This is a genomic window from Virgibacillus halodenitrificans (genome assembly GCF_001878675.1).
Taxonomy (GTDB): domain Bacteria; phylum Bacillota; class Bacilli; order Bacillales; family Amphibacillaceae; genus Virgibacillus_Q; species Virgibacillus_Q halodenitrificans.
On record NZ_CP017962.1, the window covers coordinates 3,350,135 to 3,367,351 of the forward strand.

Consider the following 17,217-nt stretch of genomic DNA (forward strand, 5'->3'; position numbering starts at 1 on the left):
TCCGTTTTTCATAAGACTAATTAATTCTATATAATAATTTCTTGTTCGCTCTTCACCCACCCTTCTTTTGTATGACAAATGTTGAATTATAGAGTTATAAGAGGATAGAATAGATATATCACTACAACAATTAGATGCTAAAAAGTTATATTACAATATTAAAACAAAATTGCGACAAAGTTTTCAACTATTTATCTATTTTACAATTATACAAAATAAATATTAAAAATGAAATACTATTTTATTACAAAAATAGTGTTATAGTGACAAATTAGAGCATAAACCTTTGTAGAATTTTTGTTAAATGTTTGTTAACCTCTTGTAAAGGAAATATAGTATTATATAATTAAAGTAAGTTTATAATCTATTCGGAGGTTAATAAAAATGAAAAAAGTTATTACTTATGGAACGTTTGATTTACTTCATACGGGACATATCAACATATTACGTCGCGCTAAAGAATACGGAGATTACTTGATTGTTGCCATTTCTTCTGATGAGTTTAATGCATTGAAAAATAAGAAGGCATACTATACGTTTGAGCAACGTAAGGCTATTTTGGAAGCAATCCGCTATGTTGATGAAGTGATCCCTGAGGATACATGGGAACAAAAGATACAAGATGTACAAAAACATAATGTGGATGTTTTCGTTATGGGAGATGACTGGAAAGGTAAATTTGATTTCTTGCAGGATCATTGTGAGGTAGTTTATTTGCCGCGTACGGTTGGCATCTCTACAACGAAAATTAAAACCGATTTGAATCAAGCCAATAATGGCTAGAGAGTTTGGTATCACACTCTATCTTTTTGTTTTCCATGTGATTTTTAACCTATTTAAACGATTCCCCCAAAAGAAGAAAACCGTTTGTGTTTCTTCTTTTGGGGATAATATTTTCTACGCCGTCCGGGAGCTTCAGAAACTATCAAACGAAGAAATTATCATTTTAAAAGATAATTCATGCCGCTACGACTTTCATGCATTGCATGTAAGCTCTGTTTCTTTTTCTATAAAACATCCATTTGCTTTTCTTCTATCAATCTATCATTTGGCTACCAGCACGACAATTATAGTAGATACGTATTATGGCTTTTTAGATGTGACTCGTTTTCGAAATGGTGCACGGTGTATTCAACTATGGCATGCTGCCGGCGCATTAAAACAATTTGGGTTACAAGATCCATCTATTGCTAAGCGCAGTGAACGGGCCAAAAACCGTTTCCAGAACGTGTATAGCCGCTTCGATTATACGGTTGTTGGTTCAGATGAAATGGCAGCTACGTTCAAACACAGCTTTGGATTAACCGAGGATCGGATTGTCCGTACAGGGGTACCGAGAACCGATATTTTCTTTGATGAGCAGGAGAAACAGCGAATTCTACTCGATTTAAAGCAAGATTTTCAAGCAATTGGCGATAGAAAGATTATTTTATATGCTCCTACTTTCCGTAAGGGAGAGTTGGATCACTTTCAAATGGCTTTGGATATACACACGATGTACCAATCCTTATCCAATGAGTATGTTTTGTTTATCAAGCCACACCCTGCTGTCAGTTATTCCATTGAGGAAAACTATAAAGATTTCGTGTTTGATGTATCAAGGTACGCTGACACAAATCATTTATTATTGATTACAGATATTCTTATTACTGATTATTCCTCTATCCCTTTTGAATATGCATTACTGGAAAAGCCGATGATCTTCTTTGCGTATGATCTGGAGGAATACAAAGTAACAAACGGTCTGATCGATGACTATGAAAATCAAATGCCCGGCCCAGTCGTTTCCACTACTAAAGAAATTGTAGATGTGATTCAACATAATAAGTTCGACTATGGTAAGATCCGGGAGTTTTCTGAGCTATGGAATGCGTACTCAAATGGAAATTCCAGCAAACAGCTTGCAGCATTTTTGACAGATACCGAAGAAAAATCAAGAGAAAAAGTACTCGTTTAAGTCCTATATTATATAGGGCTTTTTTCTTTTACTTTCCCCGCGTAAACTTCTCTACATTCAGGCATACTATTTATACTATGTATGTTAACGTGGAGGTTTATGTTATGAAAAAAGTAATTACGTACGGTACGTTTGATATCATCCATACCGGACATATTAATTTATTGCAAAGAGCGAAAGAGTATGGCGATTACTTAATTGTAGCTCTATCGTCTGATGCCTTTAATGCGATGAAAGGCAAGAAATCTTACTACACCTATGAGCAGCGTAAAGCAATATTGGAAGCTGTGCGTTATGTTGATCAGGTAATTCCTGAAAATACTTGGGAGCAAAAGGCAGAAGATGTCCAAAAATATGCCGTTGACGTTTTTGTAATGGGGGATGATTGGAAAGGTAAGTTCGATTTTTTGGCATCCTATTGTGAGGTAGTATATTTACCGCGGACGATAGGGATTTCTACTACAAAAATTAAAACAGATTTAAATCAATCAAATGATGGCTAGAGAGCTAATCATCACGGTATACTTGCTTGCATTTCGAATTGCCTTCTCTTTTTTCAAACTGTGGCCTCTACAAAAGAAAACAACTTTTATTGTATCCTTTGGGCAAAACGTGTTGTTTACCGTAAACAAATTGGAAGCACGAACAGATGAACAAATTGTTATTCTCAAAACAGCTAATTGTTCTATGCCCTTTCGCGAAAAGGAAAACAGAAGGGTTCTTTGCTTTAAGGCATATGCTATCCTGGACTGGTTCCGTTCTGTGTATCATCTCGCCACATCCCGGTATGTATTTGTAGATAATTATTTTGGGATTCTTTCTGTTACCAATTTTAAAAAGAGTGTAAGATGTGTACAGCTATGGCATGCAGCTGGAGCGATTAAAAAGTTTGGTTTGAAGGATCGTGCCATTCAAGAAAGGTCGCAAAAAGCATGCCGACGGTTTCTGAAAGTTTATAAGCGCTTTGATCATGTTGTGGTTGGTTCCGATAAGATGGCTGCCATCTTTAAAGAAAGCTTTGGAATAACAGAGAAGGAAATTGTTAGAACAGGAATCCCACGCACCGATTTATTTTTTTATCATGCTATTGTAAATTATTGTCGGAAGGGGTTCATTCGGGATTTTCCAGCTATTAAGCATAAAAAAGTCATATTTTACGCCCCCACATATCGAAATGATATGTCTGCTGCTATACACTTGGATGTTGATCAGCTATATAAGCAATTCAGTAATGATTATATTCTTTTTATAAAACTCCACCCCAGTTTACGGGAAGGTTTTAAAAATAAACACCCTGATTTTATGTTTGATGTGGCGAAATATAATACAAATGAGCTGCTTCTTGTAACAGATGTGTTAATTACTGATTACTCTTCTATCCCATTTGAATTTTCCATACTGGGAAGGCCGATGATCTTTTATGCTTATGATCTGGAAGAATACGAACAGCAAAGAGGTTTCTGGGAAGATTACGAAACACTGGTTCCAGGACCAATCGCTAAAAACACGAACGAAATTATTCAACTTATCCGGACAAATAGCTTTCATCTACCTAAGATCCGTCACTTTGCAAAAGAATGGAATACGTATTCACATGGTCATTCGAGTAAAAACATCATTGATTTTCTATATTTTTAAGGCACCCTGCATTTTCGACAGGGTGCTTTTTTGTTATTTATTTCTTTTCTTTCATCGGCAATTCCTCAAAATAAGCATCAGACCAATCATACAGCTGCAGCATATTTTGATAATCCTCTTTAAATTTCTGTTTCGGGTTCTCCAGATTTAAACTTTTCCCCTTCAAATCGTAAACTCGCACAGGCTCTTTACTAGTTTCCGGGATAAAGAAATGCTCATTATTTATAAAGGCACCTGTCGGCAGATAGTAGCGCATTCCGATTAGATTATTTTTATATTGTAAAATATCCTGCCCGAAATAGAGTCCCTTTGGCTTAATGCCCATCAAATTAAGAATAGTCGGCATCATGTCAAGCTGGCCGCCAACGGTATCCACTTCTTTTATAAACTTATCTTTATCCCCTGGTATGTGAATAAGAAATGGGATGTTGAAGCGATCTTCCATTGTATATTCTTCATTCAATATTTCTTTTAACAGCTTATTATCTTCTTCCTCCATAAGTCCGCCATGCACGCCGGAATGATCACCATATAATGCGATCATGGAATCATCCCATAGGCCGCTCTTTTTTAATTCTTGAATGAATTTTCCAAGAGCTTGGTCTGCATAGTGAACCGATTGCAGATAATTTCCGGTTAATGTATCTGTATACCTTTCCGGTAAATCCAGCATTTGCTTCTCTTTTGGCATTTTAAAAGGAGAATGACTCGTTAAAGATAGCACATGGGCATATAATGGTTCCTTATCTGTGTTTTGAAATTCTTTTAGCTTTTTCATTGTTCGGTTGTAGAAATATTTGTCTGAAGGACCAAAGCCAATAATATCTTTTTCACCAATGTATTCTGAATCAAAGTAGGCATCAAAACCTAATGCAGGATATAGGGCATCTCTATTCCAGTACGTAACCTTGTCTGCATGAAATGTCGAGGTGAAATATCCCTCCTCCTTCAATAACCGCGGCAGGCTATGCTCTACCTTCTTCCCTTCTATTTTTTGAGATGTTGGGACCTCTCCAACTGGGTAAACTGATGCATTCATAATAAATTCCGCATCGGCTGTATTTCCAGAGCCTATTTGCTGAAAGACATTTTTAAAGTACATGCTTTCCTTCGTTAATTTATTTAGATTCGGTGTAATTTCCTGCCCATTCACTTTTAAATCGACTACGAAATCCTGAAACGACTCTAATTGGATGATAAGCAGATTTTTATCTGGGACTGAGTCAAAATACGTGTGTTCCTCAAATGGAACTGGCTTGTTTCCTTTTAATTTAATAATATCCTCTTGCGTTACTTTTGTTATATTTGTATTTGTTGTTCCAAGTACGTCTTCGTTCGCTTTAATTAACTGGGCATTGGTAACCCCGTATTTTTTTGAAAATAGCGCCTGATCCCGGATAACTTCATCGCGGTGAAGGGAGAAATTGAGTATAGAAATCAAAAGTCCCACTACTCCAAGGGCAAGCATGCTTTTTTTAGTAAACGTACGATCCTGTGGGAAGAATCGTTTATTTTTTATTCTATGGAAGATAATTAAGAGAACAAAATCAACTAACAAATACAAATCTTTAAAGGATAAAAGCAACCAGATACTTCCACTAACTGATCCTACCTGGTTCACTTGCGCCAGGGCATGGTATGTTGGGATATTGTGAAAGTATCTCCCGTACACTGCCATCGCAAACAGCAGGAGGGTAAATAGGACATCAAGTATAATATAAACAGTAAATTTTCCTTTTTTAATGAACAACTCCACGATCGCAAACAGAATGACAATAAAGCAAAGTTCATACCAGATGGTGTTCAGCGGGTTAAAGTCCTCAAACTGCAGGAGACGGAACACATATAATTTCAAGGAAAATGCCACCAGGAAAAAGAAAAAATAGCTATGGGTAAAAGATGTTTTCTCGTGCATGTGCTCACCTCCATTAAATAAATTTATTAATTGTTATCGTTTAAACTGGGAAGGAAATCGCTATCCAGAGCGAGATTATTCTTATCCTCCCCTTTTATTACATACAAGATGCCCGCCAAACAACAGGTGTTTGTCCGGCGGGCATAATGCTTAGTAGTTGTTAACGATGAAAATAGATGCCAAGATGTGATTGGTGTGCATGTTAGCATTACTTTACGATCTATTCTTTGCTATTATTTTTTTACTGCCGAGAATTAAATAGTTTAACTCTTCTTTTGGAATCTTATTAAATTCCTTCCGTTTTGCCATATAGAAAATGACTCCAAGTCCTATCCACGCTATTAACGCAATTCGTGATTGAATTCCTAAAAATGCAGGAGATCCAGGAATTAATAGTAATGCGAGGAATGCCAGACTTGCGATCATCCCTGCAGCTGCAATAGATTTTTTCATTGGTGATACAACATGCTTAGAAGGATTAAAGTCCTCTCCTTTTTTTATTTTAAATAATGAAAATGCCGTGTAGCATGTATAGAAATATGCAATTGTTACACCAACGGATGACATATCTACAACCCATAGCAATGCTTCTCTTCCGAACCATGGAGCAAACATGGATACAACCACAGTAAAGATAATCCCGACATGTGGTGTGTTATATTTTGGATGAAGCTTAGAAAATGCTTCTGGCAAAATCTTGGCACGTGACATGGCGAATAATAACCGACTTGATGAGATGATAAAGCCGTTCAATCCGGTAAATACCCCCATCGTCAATGCGGTAACGAGAAGCACGAGACCAATCGTACCTATTGTTTCTTGAATCGTTGCTGCTGTTCCCCACACCTGACCTTCACCAACGGTTTGCTGCCAAGGCTGTGTCATTGCTGTAGCAATAATCATCATACTATATAATACAGCTGCAATAGAGATTGCTAATATAATTAATGTAAATGCTTTTTTAGATGAAAAATGAAACTCTTCAGCAGCCTGCGGGACATTGTCGAATCCTACAAAGGCCCACGGTGCGATGGCAACAATAGAAATAATCGCTGCAAATGCTGTTGTGTCTTTTGGAAAGTATGGTTGGACATTTTCTAAACCTGCACCAGGATGGCCGCCAACCATAAAGGTGATTACAACAATACTGATAATCATGATTGTACAGAAAACAAACTGCATCTGGCCGGATAAGCCAGTTCCTCTTATATTAAAATAACCGAATATACCAAGTGCGGCGGAAGCAACAATTACTTCCATTCCATACACGTCCCATCCAGCGATTTGATACAACGGAATTTGTTCAATAACTGCCGGAAAGACAAATTTTAACATGAGGGCAAAAGCGGAAGCATTAAGGGCTACAATACATATGTAACCAAGTGTTAAAAACCATCCACTAATAAACGCGTGCTTTCTTCCAAGACTAATGAACGCATACGCAAACTCTCCCCCTGATACCGGAAAGCTTTTGATCAGAAATCCATAACTCACTGCGATTAGCATCATCAATAAGGCTCCTATTCCGAAGCCAATAATAACGCCTAAGGGACCTGCATCTGCCATCCAATTTGTTGGCTGCACGAAAGCTCCCCAGCCAATTGAGGATCCCAGCGCTATTGCCCATACCCAGTGTGGCTTAAGTGATTTCTCTAGTGTCGTTCGCTCTTCCATGATCTAACTCCCTTTTCTCTCTATAATATAGATTTGTATAATATAGAAATATATTTTACTAATAGTATTTCCACTTTCATGACTTTTTTGCCATACATAAAATTATATCAATAGCCCGTTCCCCTGCTCAATTTAGATATTACTATGTATATGGCGGTATACGGAATAATATGGACGCAAATTTACTGTTGTATGTTTCACCTCTCTAATTATGAAAGAATATGCTTTGAAATGGCTTTACGCAGAAAAATATTTATTTAACTAGTTCATTCCTTTTATTAGGGAATGTTAAACCTGTTTATTTTTGGCAGGTGGGGGTGGGTGAGTGCCGCGGGTGGGGAGCGTGCTGTCGCGGTGGTGCGTGCGGGTGTCGCGGTGGGGGAGGGTGCTGTCGTGGTGGCGCGTGCGGGTGTCTCGGTTGAAGGGAGGCTCGTTGCGGTTGAATTGGCCAGTGTCGTCACATCAATTAAACAAAAGCCGGTCTTTATAACCGGCATTTCCATTAACTTTTCTTTTCATTTGTATTTATTAGTAAATTTCTTTTCGGTACAGGCACCTTACTTGGTAGTAATATTTCTTTTATCGTATCTAGGTCTTTCATTTTTTGTACACCTATATAAAACAAATAAGCTAGAATAAACACAGCTGGGGTAAATGCCAGCTTCCACGCTAAGGTTTCCATTACTAATTCTAGTCCCATACGATTCATCAAGATACGTAATGTTTCCATGACAAATACGTGACTCACGTATATACCTACAGAATTTGCTCCTATTTTGGAGACAATTGTATTTTTACCGACTTGATTATGTTTCATAATCAGCATAAACAGGATAATGGTAAGCGGAATTGTGCTCAGAAAGAAGTTTTGCTCTTTTCCTCCTGCTACCTGCACTGTAAGGTATGCTTCTCCAATTTGAAGGAAAACAAACAATAAAATTACTCCTATAAATACGGTTGTTGGTACTTTTTTAGCAAGATTCTTCACTTTTGATATATAGCTTCCCATAAAACCACCAAGTAACATATAAAACATTCCAAAAAATAATGCATCTCTAGTGTTCCAACTCATATCATAGATAAACGAATATGACTGACCAAACATACCTAATATATTTAATCCGAGAGCGATTAGTAAAAAGATCTTTAGCATATTTGTTTTGTATGCAACAAACAAGATCATCACAGACCAGATGAGCGCGAGTAAAAACCATAGATGATATTGGTTTTGACCTGCTCCATAATAAAAGAGATCCCATGTAAAAATAGAAGTGATATGCTCTTTTACCATTGAAATTAATGACGCACTTGTTTTTTCTGTTTCCACATATTTAATTAGTAAATCAAATAAGAAATAAAAGATAAACCAGGCAGCCCATAACTTGATCAGCTTAGTTGTATATTTGTAGAAATAATGATTTTGCTGTGAAGTTACTTCTTGATCGTTCTTATTCTCCAGCTGCTTCAATTTTCGAATAAACAAATAGCCTGAGGTTACAAAAAAGAAAGGTACCGCAAAACGTGCAGTAATATCTATCAAGAAGTCTAATTGATCCCCATCTATATTACCTATATGGACACCACTTACGGTTCCTGTATGAATACATACAACTGCAAAAATTGCAAAAAACTTTAAAAAATCAATACTATAATCGCGTTCCATTTATTCTCCCCCACCTTCTTGGGTGTTGCTCTACTTTGATAAGAGTCAATGCTTTTTACATCATTCGACAACTTTTTTATTTTCTGTTGGGGGAGATGTGAAAATAGTATTTTAGTATTAATTGGGAAATTACTATTAGGTGTATGTTACTAAGACTAAACCCTCTCAATTTATTGCTTGATTCTCATTCAGGCTGCTGCTTCTCTCATATAATTGCTTCCTCTCTCATTTAGGCCGTTGCGTCTCTCATATAAATACTTCCTCTCTCATTTAGGCCCCTGCTCCTCTCATATGACCGCTTCCTCTCTCATTTAGGCCCCTGCTCCTCTCATATATAGGCTTCCTCTCTCATTCAGGCTGCTGCGTCTCTCATCTAAAAGCTTCCTCTCTCTTTTGGGCGCTGTGTCTCTCATATGACCGCTTCCCCCTCTCATTTTGAGTCGAAAATAAAAGAAGCTGGCGGCTTCCAGCTTCTTTTAATGGTTTATCCGAAGAATCCCCAAAACTTACCGATGATATTCCAGATGAAGCCGAAGAAGTTGTTGTTTTCCTCTTCCTCTTCGTTTCCTCCATCATTGTTATCGTCCTCGTTGTCTTCCTTTACTTTTTTCACTGTTATGTTTTTAACTGTTTCATGTCCTCCCAGATCGACGACCTTCACTTCAAATTCGTTCTTGCCATCTTCCAGGTTAAGCTCTACTTCAATCTCTTCATTGAAGTTTTTCTTTTCATATGGTTGGGTCAAATCATGCTTGTACACATGATTGCCATTTACATATACATTGATATCATCAAAGGCATCTTTTACGTTTACTTTTGCAGTTACTTTGTTTTCAGATGTCTTTTTGTCTGCTTTTACTTTGACTTTTGCTTTTTCTGAATCAACAAAATATCTCCGGCCGATTTCTGTTTCATTTCCGGCATTGTCAACAGCTTTAATGTGACGGAAATAGAAATCGTCCTTTTTATGCTTTACTTTTAATGAGAAATTATATTGGTCTTTTTCCTCATCGTATTGAAGGTCAGCTTCTTGCCCGTCTACAGTTACAGATTTGATGCCAGAAGCATCTGTAACATAGCCGGAGAACTCTACTTCCTTCTCGGATGCTACGCCTGTTTGTTCAGGTGAAGTAACATGAAGGTCCGGCACCGTTGTATCCTTTTCTTCTGCTAGTGCTGCTTCTGCTTTTGTTTTGTTTCCAGCATTATCCTGAACAACCACAATTACTTCTTGCCCTTCTGCTATATCCTTTAATTGATGCTCTGTTTCACCATTTACATATGGATTTTCCAATACTGATTTACCATCGACGAGGACATCCCAATACTTAATGCCACTTCCATTCGGATCTTCTTTTACATTCACTGTTAAAAGCTTGTCCTCATTGTAAGAAGCCTCTACTTCTGGTGCTGTAGTATCAAGAATTACTGGTAATTCCAATGATTGCCAGTCTGCATCTTCGAAATCGATGACACCAGTTGCCTGTAAGTAGTACTGTCCTTCGTCTGCTTGCTTGCCATTGATTTTACCATCCCAAGCACGATCACCTGACAAGGAGTATTCTGGCGCGCTCCCACCATCATAGTAATTTTTGCGTGCTTCTGTTTCAAGCTTAATTGTTCTTACTACTTTCTTATCTTCATCCAGCACATTGAATTTCACTTCTTTTGCGTTACGAAGGAAGGAAAGGATCATTAGTGCATCATCCTGTACACCATCTCCGTCTGGTGAAAAGGCAATCTTTTCAGGATCAATGTTGCCAGTTCCAAGATCTTCTCCTAGGAAATTATAAGAACCTTCTTCTTCAGCAGAGGTTACGACTCCTGTCATTCCATAGAAGCTGTTAGCATCCCACATTGGCTGATCAAAAATTGGTGAAGCATCCCAATCTCCTTTAAAACCAACGTATGGAACAGTTAATTCCGGATTGGTATCTGTCGGATCTGTAAGTGTAACGAAGCCCTCCAACCAGTAGCCGTTTTCAAAGCTTGCTTTTAAATCAGCATCTAGTGCGCTCACATCTATGGTTACCTTAAATTCTCTTTCACCATTTGCAGGAACTTTAATTGTTTTTGTTTCTTTATTATTAATTTTCACCGTAGCTTGATCTGTAATATCCATACCGCCAATAATGTTAGGAGCTACAACTACGTCTTCTCCGTTTTGTACTGGTTGGTCTGTTTGGACATTTGCTGCTACATCATATTTTACTGCTTTGTCAGAGTGGTTCTCTGCAGTTAATTTAAATGTTACTTTGTTCTTGCTTACTTCTTTTAATGCTACCTTTGGTTCCTCAGTTTCGGATTCCACTACAGTTACAGGTGTGCTAAGTGCGGCATGGAGCTGCATAAGGCCTGCACCCTGGCGACGTGGTGAAACAAATGCATTTTCAAAAGTAACTTTTTTCGATGTGTTCATCATTAATGTTTTTGCCAATTCTACGCGATCTGCTTCTTCATAGCCAAATTCTTCATCTACGCGCTCTAATACAAGTGCCGCTCCACCGGAAACGTGTGGTGCTGCCATAGATGTACCACTCATTAAACCATATTTATTGTCATTTAGAGTAGATAATATTTGTCCACCTGGTGCTGTGATTTCCGGTTTGAAATCCAGACTAGGTGTCAATCCCCATGAAGTAAAGTCACTCATTTTTCCTGCATCAGGATTTTGAATTGTTGAAGAATCTCCATTAAATGTGATAGCCACTTGCTGTTCATTTTTCAATGCTGCAGCTAGCTTATCACCATCACTTTTCAGCATAAACAGCTGTGGAATTTTGATTGATGGGTCTGTAGCCATACTAACAACACCATCTGTATTGTTGTAGATAATAACCCCTTCAGCTCCGGCAGCCTGTGCATTTAACGCTTTATCTGTAAATGCAAGCTCACCACGTTGTACTAATGCATATTTTCCTGAAAAATCCTTTCCTTCAAAATCTGCAGGCTTCCCTAATCCTGCATAAGCAAGTTCAAAGGTAGAGCCGTCTTTCGGTGGCTCTGTGTTACCAGCAGATAAGAAAGGCGCTGCTCCCGCTTCCCCGTCCACCGTATATTCCAATCCACTCACTGTCATAAACGTATTTTCAAAAGATGCTACTTGAAGTGAATCATGAGAAACACCAGGTGAACCAACCACTCCATAATCCGGCATAGAGGATAATGGGTAATAAAAACCATCCGCCAATAATGCAGAGTTTCCTGCAGATATGGACATAAGCACCCCATTTTCCACTGCGCGGGAAATAGCTTTTGATTCTGGAGAGTCTTCATCTACGAAACCAGCAGTTGATCCAAGACTCATGTTTAACACATCTGCACCGAGCTTGATAGAATCATCAATAGCCTTTACGTAAATATCACCGTATGTTGATTGAAATTCCGGATCATTTCCGAAAACCTTTAAAGCTAGTAGTTGTGCTTCAGGAGCAATACCTAGGATTCCACCATTTTCTTCATCACCGTTTGCCCCAACTGTTCCAGCGACGTGCATCCCATGGTAGTTTGCTCCTGCATGAATTTCACGAATTTCATCGTTATTATCCATGTAGTTATAACCATAAGGGACTTTTTCTGTATAAAACTTACCTGGGAGTCCTTCTTCAGCAACTGTTTCATTGACCTCTTTTTGAGTCAGTTCTCCTGGTTTATTATCAGATAGCACCATATCACGGTGGGACGGATCGATACCTGTATCAATAATTCCAACGACCATACCTTCCCCTTTAAATCCGTAATCGCGCCATGCCTGTTGGGCTTCCACAAGCTCCTTACTGTATTTCATATCAGGTTTCTCAATTGGACGCTTATATTCATTGACGATATGTACGTTCTTTACTTCTGGGATGTCTTTAATTTCATCAATGTCGCCTTGCTTTACTTCCGCACTAAATCCATTCACAACGGTAGTAAATTCTTCATGATATTCTGCTTTTACTTTTTTATCCTTCATTTTATCTTTAATTACTTTTTGCTTTGCCTTCGCTTTTTTATCTAATTGCTTCTTTTCCGATTCCTTCATTTTTTTAAAGGTAATGCCTTTTTGGGTCGCTACTTCAATGGCAGCGGTTTCATCTGCTTCTACAATAACTCGCACTTCCTTATTCGGATCTTCTGTTTCCCCAATATTTTCGGTTGTCTGCTTTTCAGTTTTCTTTGCCTGGTTCGGCAGTTTTTCTCCTGTTAGCGCACTAGCATAGGTAAAATTACTTAATACTAGTAGAACTGCTAATAGAGCGATAGTTAATCTTTTCAACATTTTTCCCCCTTGTACTAAAATTGATAGATTTAATAAAGAATCTTGAAACCCTCCTCCTTTTTCCCCACAATAATTTGTGACATAATTTTCCTACAATTTAAAGTATATTAAATTGGTAAATAATAGTGTAGTGCCAAAAGTAGTAGGTAAATAGACAGGGGTTTTGCAGGAGAAATTTGTTGCCTTTTGTTGAGTGAGTGTAGATAAATAGTGAAGATGTAACGGATTGCTTGATGGGAGCGGGATTGCTGGAAGAAATTGTTTTCAGCTTACTGTGTATCTCTATGTCCTAATCGAAGTAAAATGCGGAATAAAAATTATAAAAAAATCTATCTAAACTAAAGAACTATTCATTCTTTGTTGAGATAGATTCACCAGAAACCAGATTTAGTTTTTATGCCTTCTTTCACATTCCAATAAATTTCAATGTTCTTATTTTGACGTTTACCATCTTGTTACTGGCTGGTTGTAATGTTCATTCAGAAAAAAACTCCTTTAAAGATAAAAAGCACACTCCTCAAGAGCGTGCTTTTTTGTAGAATCTTTCACTATGCTTTTTTTATTAGTTAAACCAATTCGTATGGAAAGTGCCTTCTTTATCTTTACGCTGATAGGTGTGGGCACCGAAATAATCACGTTGTGCCTGCAAAAGATTTGCTGGCAGGTCTTCTGAACGATAGCTATCATAGTATGCAATGGCACTGGAGAATGTTGGAACAGCAATACCATGCTTGACTGCTACAGAGACAACCTCACGCAATGCAGATTGGTAACCCTCGACAATTTCCTTGAAATATGGATCAAGCATTAAATTAGCTAGAGCTGGATCACGGTCATATGCTTCTTTAATTTTTTGAAGGAAGTGGGCACGGATAATACAACCACCACGCCAGATCATAGCAATGTCGCCATACTTCAGATCCCATCCGTATTCTTCTGATTGAGCACGCATTTGGGCAAAGCCTTGTGCGTATGAACAGATTTTACTCATATAAAGAGCTTTTCTTACTGCCTCAATTAACTCTCCTTTATCTCCAGTAAACGCTTCTGGAGCAGGTCCGCTAAGAACTTTGCTTGCTTTTACGCGTTCATCCTTCATTGCAGAAATAAAACGGGCAAAAACGGATTCGGTAATTAAAGGTAGTGGAACACCAAGATCTAGTGCATTTTTGCTTGTCCATTTTCCTGTACCCTTTTGACCGGCCGTATCTAAAATAACATCAATAAGTGGCTGACCTGTATCTTCATCTTTTTTCTTAAAGATATCTGCTGTGATTTCGATTAGATAGCTGTCAAGCTCCCCTTTATTCCAATCCGCAAATACATCATGTAATTCATCTGTGTCAAGACCTAGTACATGCTTTAAGATAAAGTATGCTTCAGAGATTAACTGCATATCGCCATACTCAATTCCATTATGAACCATCTTTACAAAATGACCAGCGCCATCCGGGCCGATATACGTCGTACAAGGTGCATCATCCACTTTGGCAGCAATTGCTTCAAAGATAGGTGCAACCAAATCATATGCTTCTTTCTGACCACCTGGCATCATGGAAGGACCTTTAAGTGCTCCCTCTTCCCCACCGGATACGCCTGTCCCGATAAAGTGAATTCCTGTTTTTTCCAGTTCTTTATTACGACGAATCGTATCCTCATACAATGTGTTTCCACCATCGATAAGTATATCGCCTTTTTCCAGATAAGGCTTCAACGTTGCAATCGTTGCATCAGTAGCATCTCCTGCTTTAACCATTAGCATGATTTTGCGGGGCTTTTCGAGAGACTCAATAAATTCTTCGATCGATGTAGCACCGACAAAGTTCTTTCCTTTTGCTTCATTTGCCATAAAGACCTCGGTTTTTTCCACGGAACGATTGTATACAGCAACAGAATATCCTCTTGATTCCATGTTCATTGCAAGATTTTTTCCCATTACTGCTAAACCGATAACGCCAATTTGCTGTTTTGCCATCGTATAAAACTTCCTTTCTATTTTAAATAATGTATTAACATATAATCATACATTCTATGCTATCTGTTTCTGCTTCCTTTATTCACTAATTTCCGCAATGCCTCCAATAATGGCTGTTTTCCCCCGATCACAATCCCAATCATCTCTGCGAAAAGTTGGAACAATGCCAATAAGAATAATGTGACGACGAGGTTAATGACGATACTTGCATTAGAAAGCAGTATTGCCATAAGCCCAAATAAAGCACTAAAGCCATAGATGATGAGCACGGTCGTGCGGTGACTGTAGCCGGCTCTTAGAAGCTGGTAATGAATATGTTTATTATCTGCCATCATAATGTTTTCTTTATTATATGCTCTTCTTACTATAGCAAATAATGTATCAAATATGGGAACAGCCAAGACAATGACTGGAATAATAAAGCTAAATAGCGCTATATTTTTAAATAGGCCAAGCATGGATACACATGCTATCATATAACCCAGAAAATTCGAGCCTGTATCTCCCATATAGATTTTCGCAGGATAAAAATTATGAAATAAAAACCCAACATTGGCTCCAATGATAGATATACATAAGTAAGCAACTAGAATTTGGCTATCAATAATTGCCATTGCAAAGATACTTATCAACGCAATAGTGGTTACCCCTGTTGCCAATCCATCAAGCCCATCAATTAGATTAATGGCGTTGGTAACACCAACAATCCAAAGAACGGTAACAAATACACTTATAAAGCCAAGTTCCACTGTACCAATAAAGGGTAAGGTCAGTTTTTCTATAATTAACCCGGAAGAAATCAGGAAGGATGCAGCGAGTAGCTGTCCTGTCAGTTTAACAACTGGTCGAATATTGTAACGGTCGTCTAGGATACCAGTGATCAAAATAACAATGGCCCCTAGAAAAATTTCAGGTAAATGCGGGTGACTTGGCTGTAAATAGATAGCTCCTGCCAGGGCACCGAAGAAAATAGCGATTCCGCCCAACCGTGGTGTTACTTTTGTATGTATCTTCCGATGGCTGGGAAAATCTACTGCCCCAAGTTTTATGGAGAGCCATTTCACCGGATACGTTAAAACCAGTGTGGTAACTAACGCAATCAAACCTGCGAGAACTAACTCTGTATAAGTAAGCATTATATTCTCCTATTATATAGTCTAAACAAACATTTGCTAAATAAGACGCTTGCGCTTTTGTTCTTAAATTATAGCGAAGGTTGGCTTCTTTTAGCAAATTATAGTTCCTTCGTACGGGAATTTAAGGGATTATGTTTGTTTTTCAGAATTATTTGTCCAAATACCTTTACATTGTTCTTCCTTCTATGGCATACTGTCCTTGTAACGCGTTATACGTCACAGGTTGGAAGACGTTCCTGCCGTCAATTTCATAATACTAAATGTAGGGGGGCTGGTGAAGCTGGCTGAGATTGTATCCGTATGATACTGACCCTTAGAACCTGATCTGGTTGGTACCAGCGGAGGGAACATAATCATATTTTTCTCAACATGATGAATGTTATACCAAGCGCTAGAGGACTAAACCTCTAGCGCTTTTTTAGGTTCTGGGTGATTTATATTGGGGTTATCCAATAATCTTTAAAATGGAGGATCTGTGAACTACCTTGTGCTGTAAACTGCCGTTTCGGAAAATACACTTCGCTTTCCGCGGGCAACCTTCAGCTTCCTCGGAAGAGAAACATCGCATGATGAAAAAGTGGTTTTCCTTTTCGAGGGCGTTGGTCATGCAATCGGTGCCCAAAATGTTTTCGATGGGACGAGTAATCGTAGTCTCATCCCCAGGGCATAGCGTTCTTAGATTGCCATCTTCCATTCCAATCATTTGGTACAGCTCATCTATTTTAATAATACGTTTTTCATTGAAGTAAAAATGTACCTTAGCGAAGGAAAAATACGAAGACTTCTGGGGGAGATGAGGCATAGGTGAGACCCCGGAATGCGGTGTAAAGGTCGGAAGGCTAAAGTCGCGACGTCCTGGGGCTGCGCATACTCGCCCCACCAAACCCCATTGTCGCAACGCCTTCATGACCAACATCATGTTGGCCCGAGGCTCATCAGCCGCCCCCGAAAAGCGCAGTGTTTTTCCGTAGCGGTGTTATTTAGCCATTTTGTATGAA

10 protein-coding genes and 1 riboswitch are annotated in these 17,217 nt (G+C 38.4%); of the genes, 4 read left to right on the plus strand and 6 right to left on the minus strand.

Going from position 1 to position 17,217, the window contains the following annotated elements:
• Window positions 1–384 precede the first annotated feature (384 nt).
• From tagD (BME96_RS16645) to BME96_RS16660, 4 genes are all read left to right on the plus strand, one after another.
• A complete protein-coding gene (tagD, locus tag BME96_RS16645) occupies window positions 385–783 on the plus strand; it encodes a glycerol-3-phosphate cytidylyltransferase (RefSeq protein ID WP_071649687.1) in 399 nt (132 codons plus the stop codon).
• Window positions 776–1,957 (plus strand): CDP-glycerol glycerophosphotransferase family protein, encoded by a 1,182-nt coding sequence (locus BME96_RS16650; protein WP_071649688.1) that lies wholly within the window; start codon window positions 776–778, stop codon window positions 1,955–1,957. The genes tagD (BME96_RS16645) and BME96_RS16650 overlap by 8 nt, the downstream gene beginning before the upstream one ends.
• Before the next feature lie 104 nt (window positions 1,958–2,061).
• On the plus strand, window positions 2,062–2,460 hold the full coding sequence (tagD, locus tag BME96_RS16655) for a glycerol-3-phosphate cytidylyltransferase (protein ID WP_071649689.1): 399 nt from the start codon (window positions 2,062–2,064) through the stop codon (window positions 2,458–2,460).
• A complete protein-coding gene (locus BME96_RS16660) occupies window positions 2,450–3,595 on the plus strand; it encodes a CDP-glycerol glycerophosphotransferase family protein (protein ID WP_231478648.1) in 1,146 nt (381 codons plus the stop codon). Before tagD (BME96_RS16655) ends, BME96_RS16660 begins: the two co-directional genes overlap by 11 nt.
• Before the next feature lie 37 nt (window positions 3,596–3,632).
• Here BME96_RS16660 and BME96_RS16665 read toward each other — a convergent pair whose 3' ends face one another.
• From BME96_RS16665 to BME96_RS16690, 6 genes are all read right to left on the minus strand, one after another.
• Entirely contained in the window at window positions 3,633–5,510 is a 1,878-nt protein-coding gene (locus BME96_RS16665; protein ID WP_083547505.1) for an LTA synthase family protein, read from the minus strand.
• A gap of 213 nt (window positions 5,511–5,723) precedes the next feature.
• A complete protein-coding gene (locus BME96_RS16670) occupies window positions 5,724–7,184 on the minus strand; it encodes an APC family permease (RefSeq protein WP_071649690.1) in 1,461 nt (486 codons plus the stop codon).
• Between the two features lie 502 nt (window positions 7,185–7,686).
• The gene (locus BME96_RS16675) at window positions 7,687–8,847 is read right to left on the minus strand and encodes an acyltransferase (protein WP_071649691.1); all 1,161 of its coding nucleotides are present in this window, start codon (window positions 8,845–8,847) and stop codon (window positions 7,687–7,689) included.
• 484 nt (window positions 8,848–9,331) lie between these two features.
• Entirely contained in the window at window positions 9,332–13,108 is a 3,777-nt protein-coding gene (locus BME96_RS16680) for a S8 family serine peptidase (protein WP_083547506.1), read from the minus strand.
• A 562-nt stretch (window positions 13,109–13,670) separates the two neighbouring features.
• A complete protein-coding gene (gene gndA / locus BME96_RS16685) occupies window positions 13,671–15,083 on the minus strand; it encodes an NADP-dependent phosphogluconate dehydrogenase (protein WP_019378044.1) in 1,413 nt (470 codons plus the stop codon).
• Between the two features lie 59 nt (window positions 15,084–15,142).
• Window positions 15,143–16,219: a glycosyltransferase family 4 protein gene (locus tag BME96_RS16690; RefSeq protein ID WP_071649693.1), complete on the minus strand. Its 1,077-nt coding sequence runs from the start codon at window positions 16,217–16,219 to the stop codon at window positions 15,143–15,145.
• Window positions 16,220–16,473: 254 nt separating this feature from the next.
• A riboswitch (TPP riboswitch) is annotated at window positions 16,474–16,583 on the plus strand.
• Window positions 16,584–17,217 lie beyond the last annotated feature (634 nt).

Excerpts from the sequence above, each read along its gene's own strand:
- tagD (WP_071649687.1), top strand. The coding sequence starts at position 385 with ATGAAAAAAGTTATTACTTATGGAACGTTTGATTTACTTCATACGGGA.
- BME96_RS16650 (WP_071649688.1), top strand. The coding sequence starts at position 776 with ATGGCTAGAGAGTTTGGTATCACACTCTATCTTTTTGTTTTCCATGTG.
- tagD (WP_071649689.1), top strand. The coding sequence starts at position 2,062 with ATGAAAAAAGTAATTACGTACGGTACGTTTGATATCATCCATACCGGA.
- BME96_RS16660 (WP_231478648.1), top strand. The coding sequence starts at position 2,450 with ATGATGGCTAGAGAGCTAATCATCACGGTATACTTGCTTGCATTTCGA.
- BME96_RS16665 (WP_083547505.1), bottom strand. The coding sequence starts at position 5,510 with ATGCACGAGAAAACATCTTTTACCCATAGCTATTTTTTCTTTTTCCTG.
- BME96_RS16670 (WP_071649690.1), bottom strand. The coding sequence starts at position 7,184 with ATGGAAGAGCGAACGACACTAGAGAAATCACTTAAGCCACACTGGGTA.
- BME96_RS16675 (WP_071649691.1), bottom strand. The coding sequence starts at position 8,847 with ATGGAACGCGATTATAGTATTGATTTTTTAAAGTTTTTTGCAATTTTT.
- BME96_RS16680 (WP_083547506.1), bottom strand. The coding sequence starts at position 13,108 with ATGTTGAAAAGATTAACTATCGCTCTATTAGCAGTTCTACTAGTATTA.
- gndA (WP_019378044.1), bottom strand. The coding sequence starts at position 15,083 with ATGGCAAAACAGCAAATTGGCGTTATCGGTTTAGCAGTAATGGGAAAA.
- BME96_RS16690 (WP_071649693.1), bottom strand. The coding sequence starts at position 16,219 with ATGCTTACTTATACAGAGTTAGTTCTCGCAGGTTTGATTGCGTTAGTT.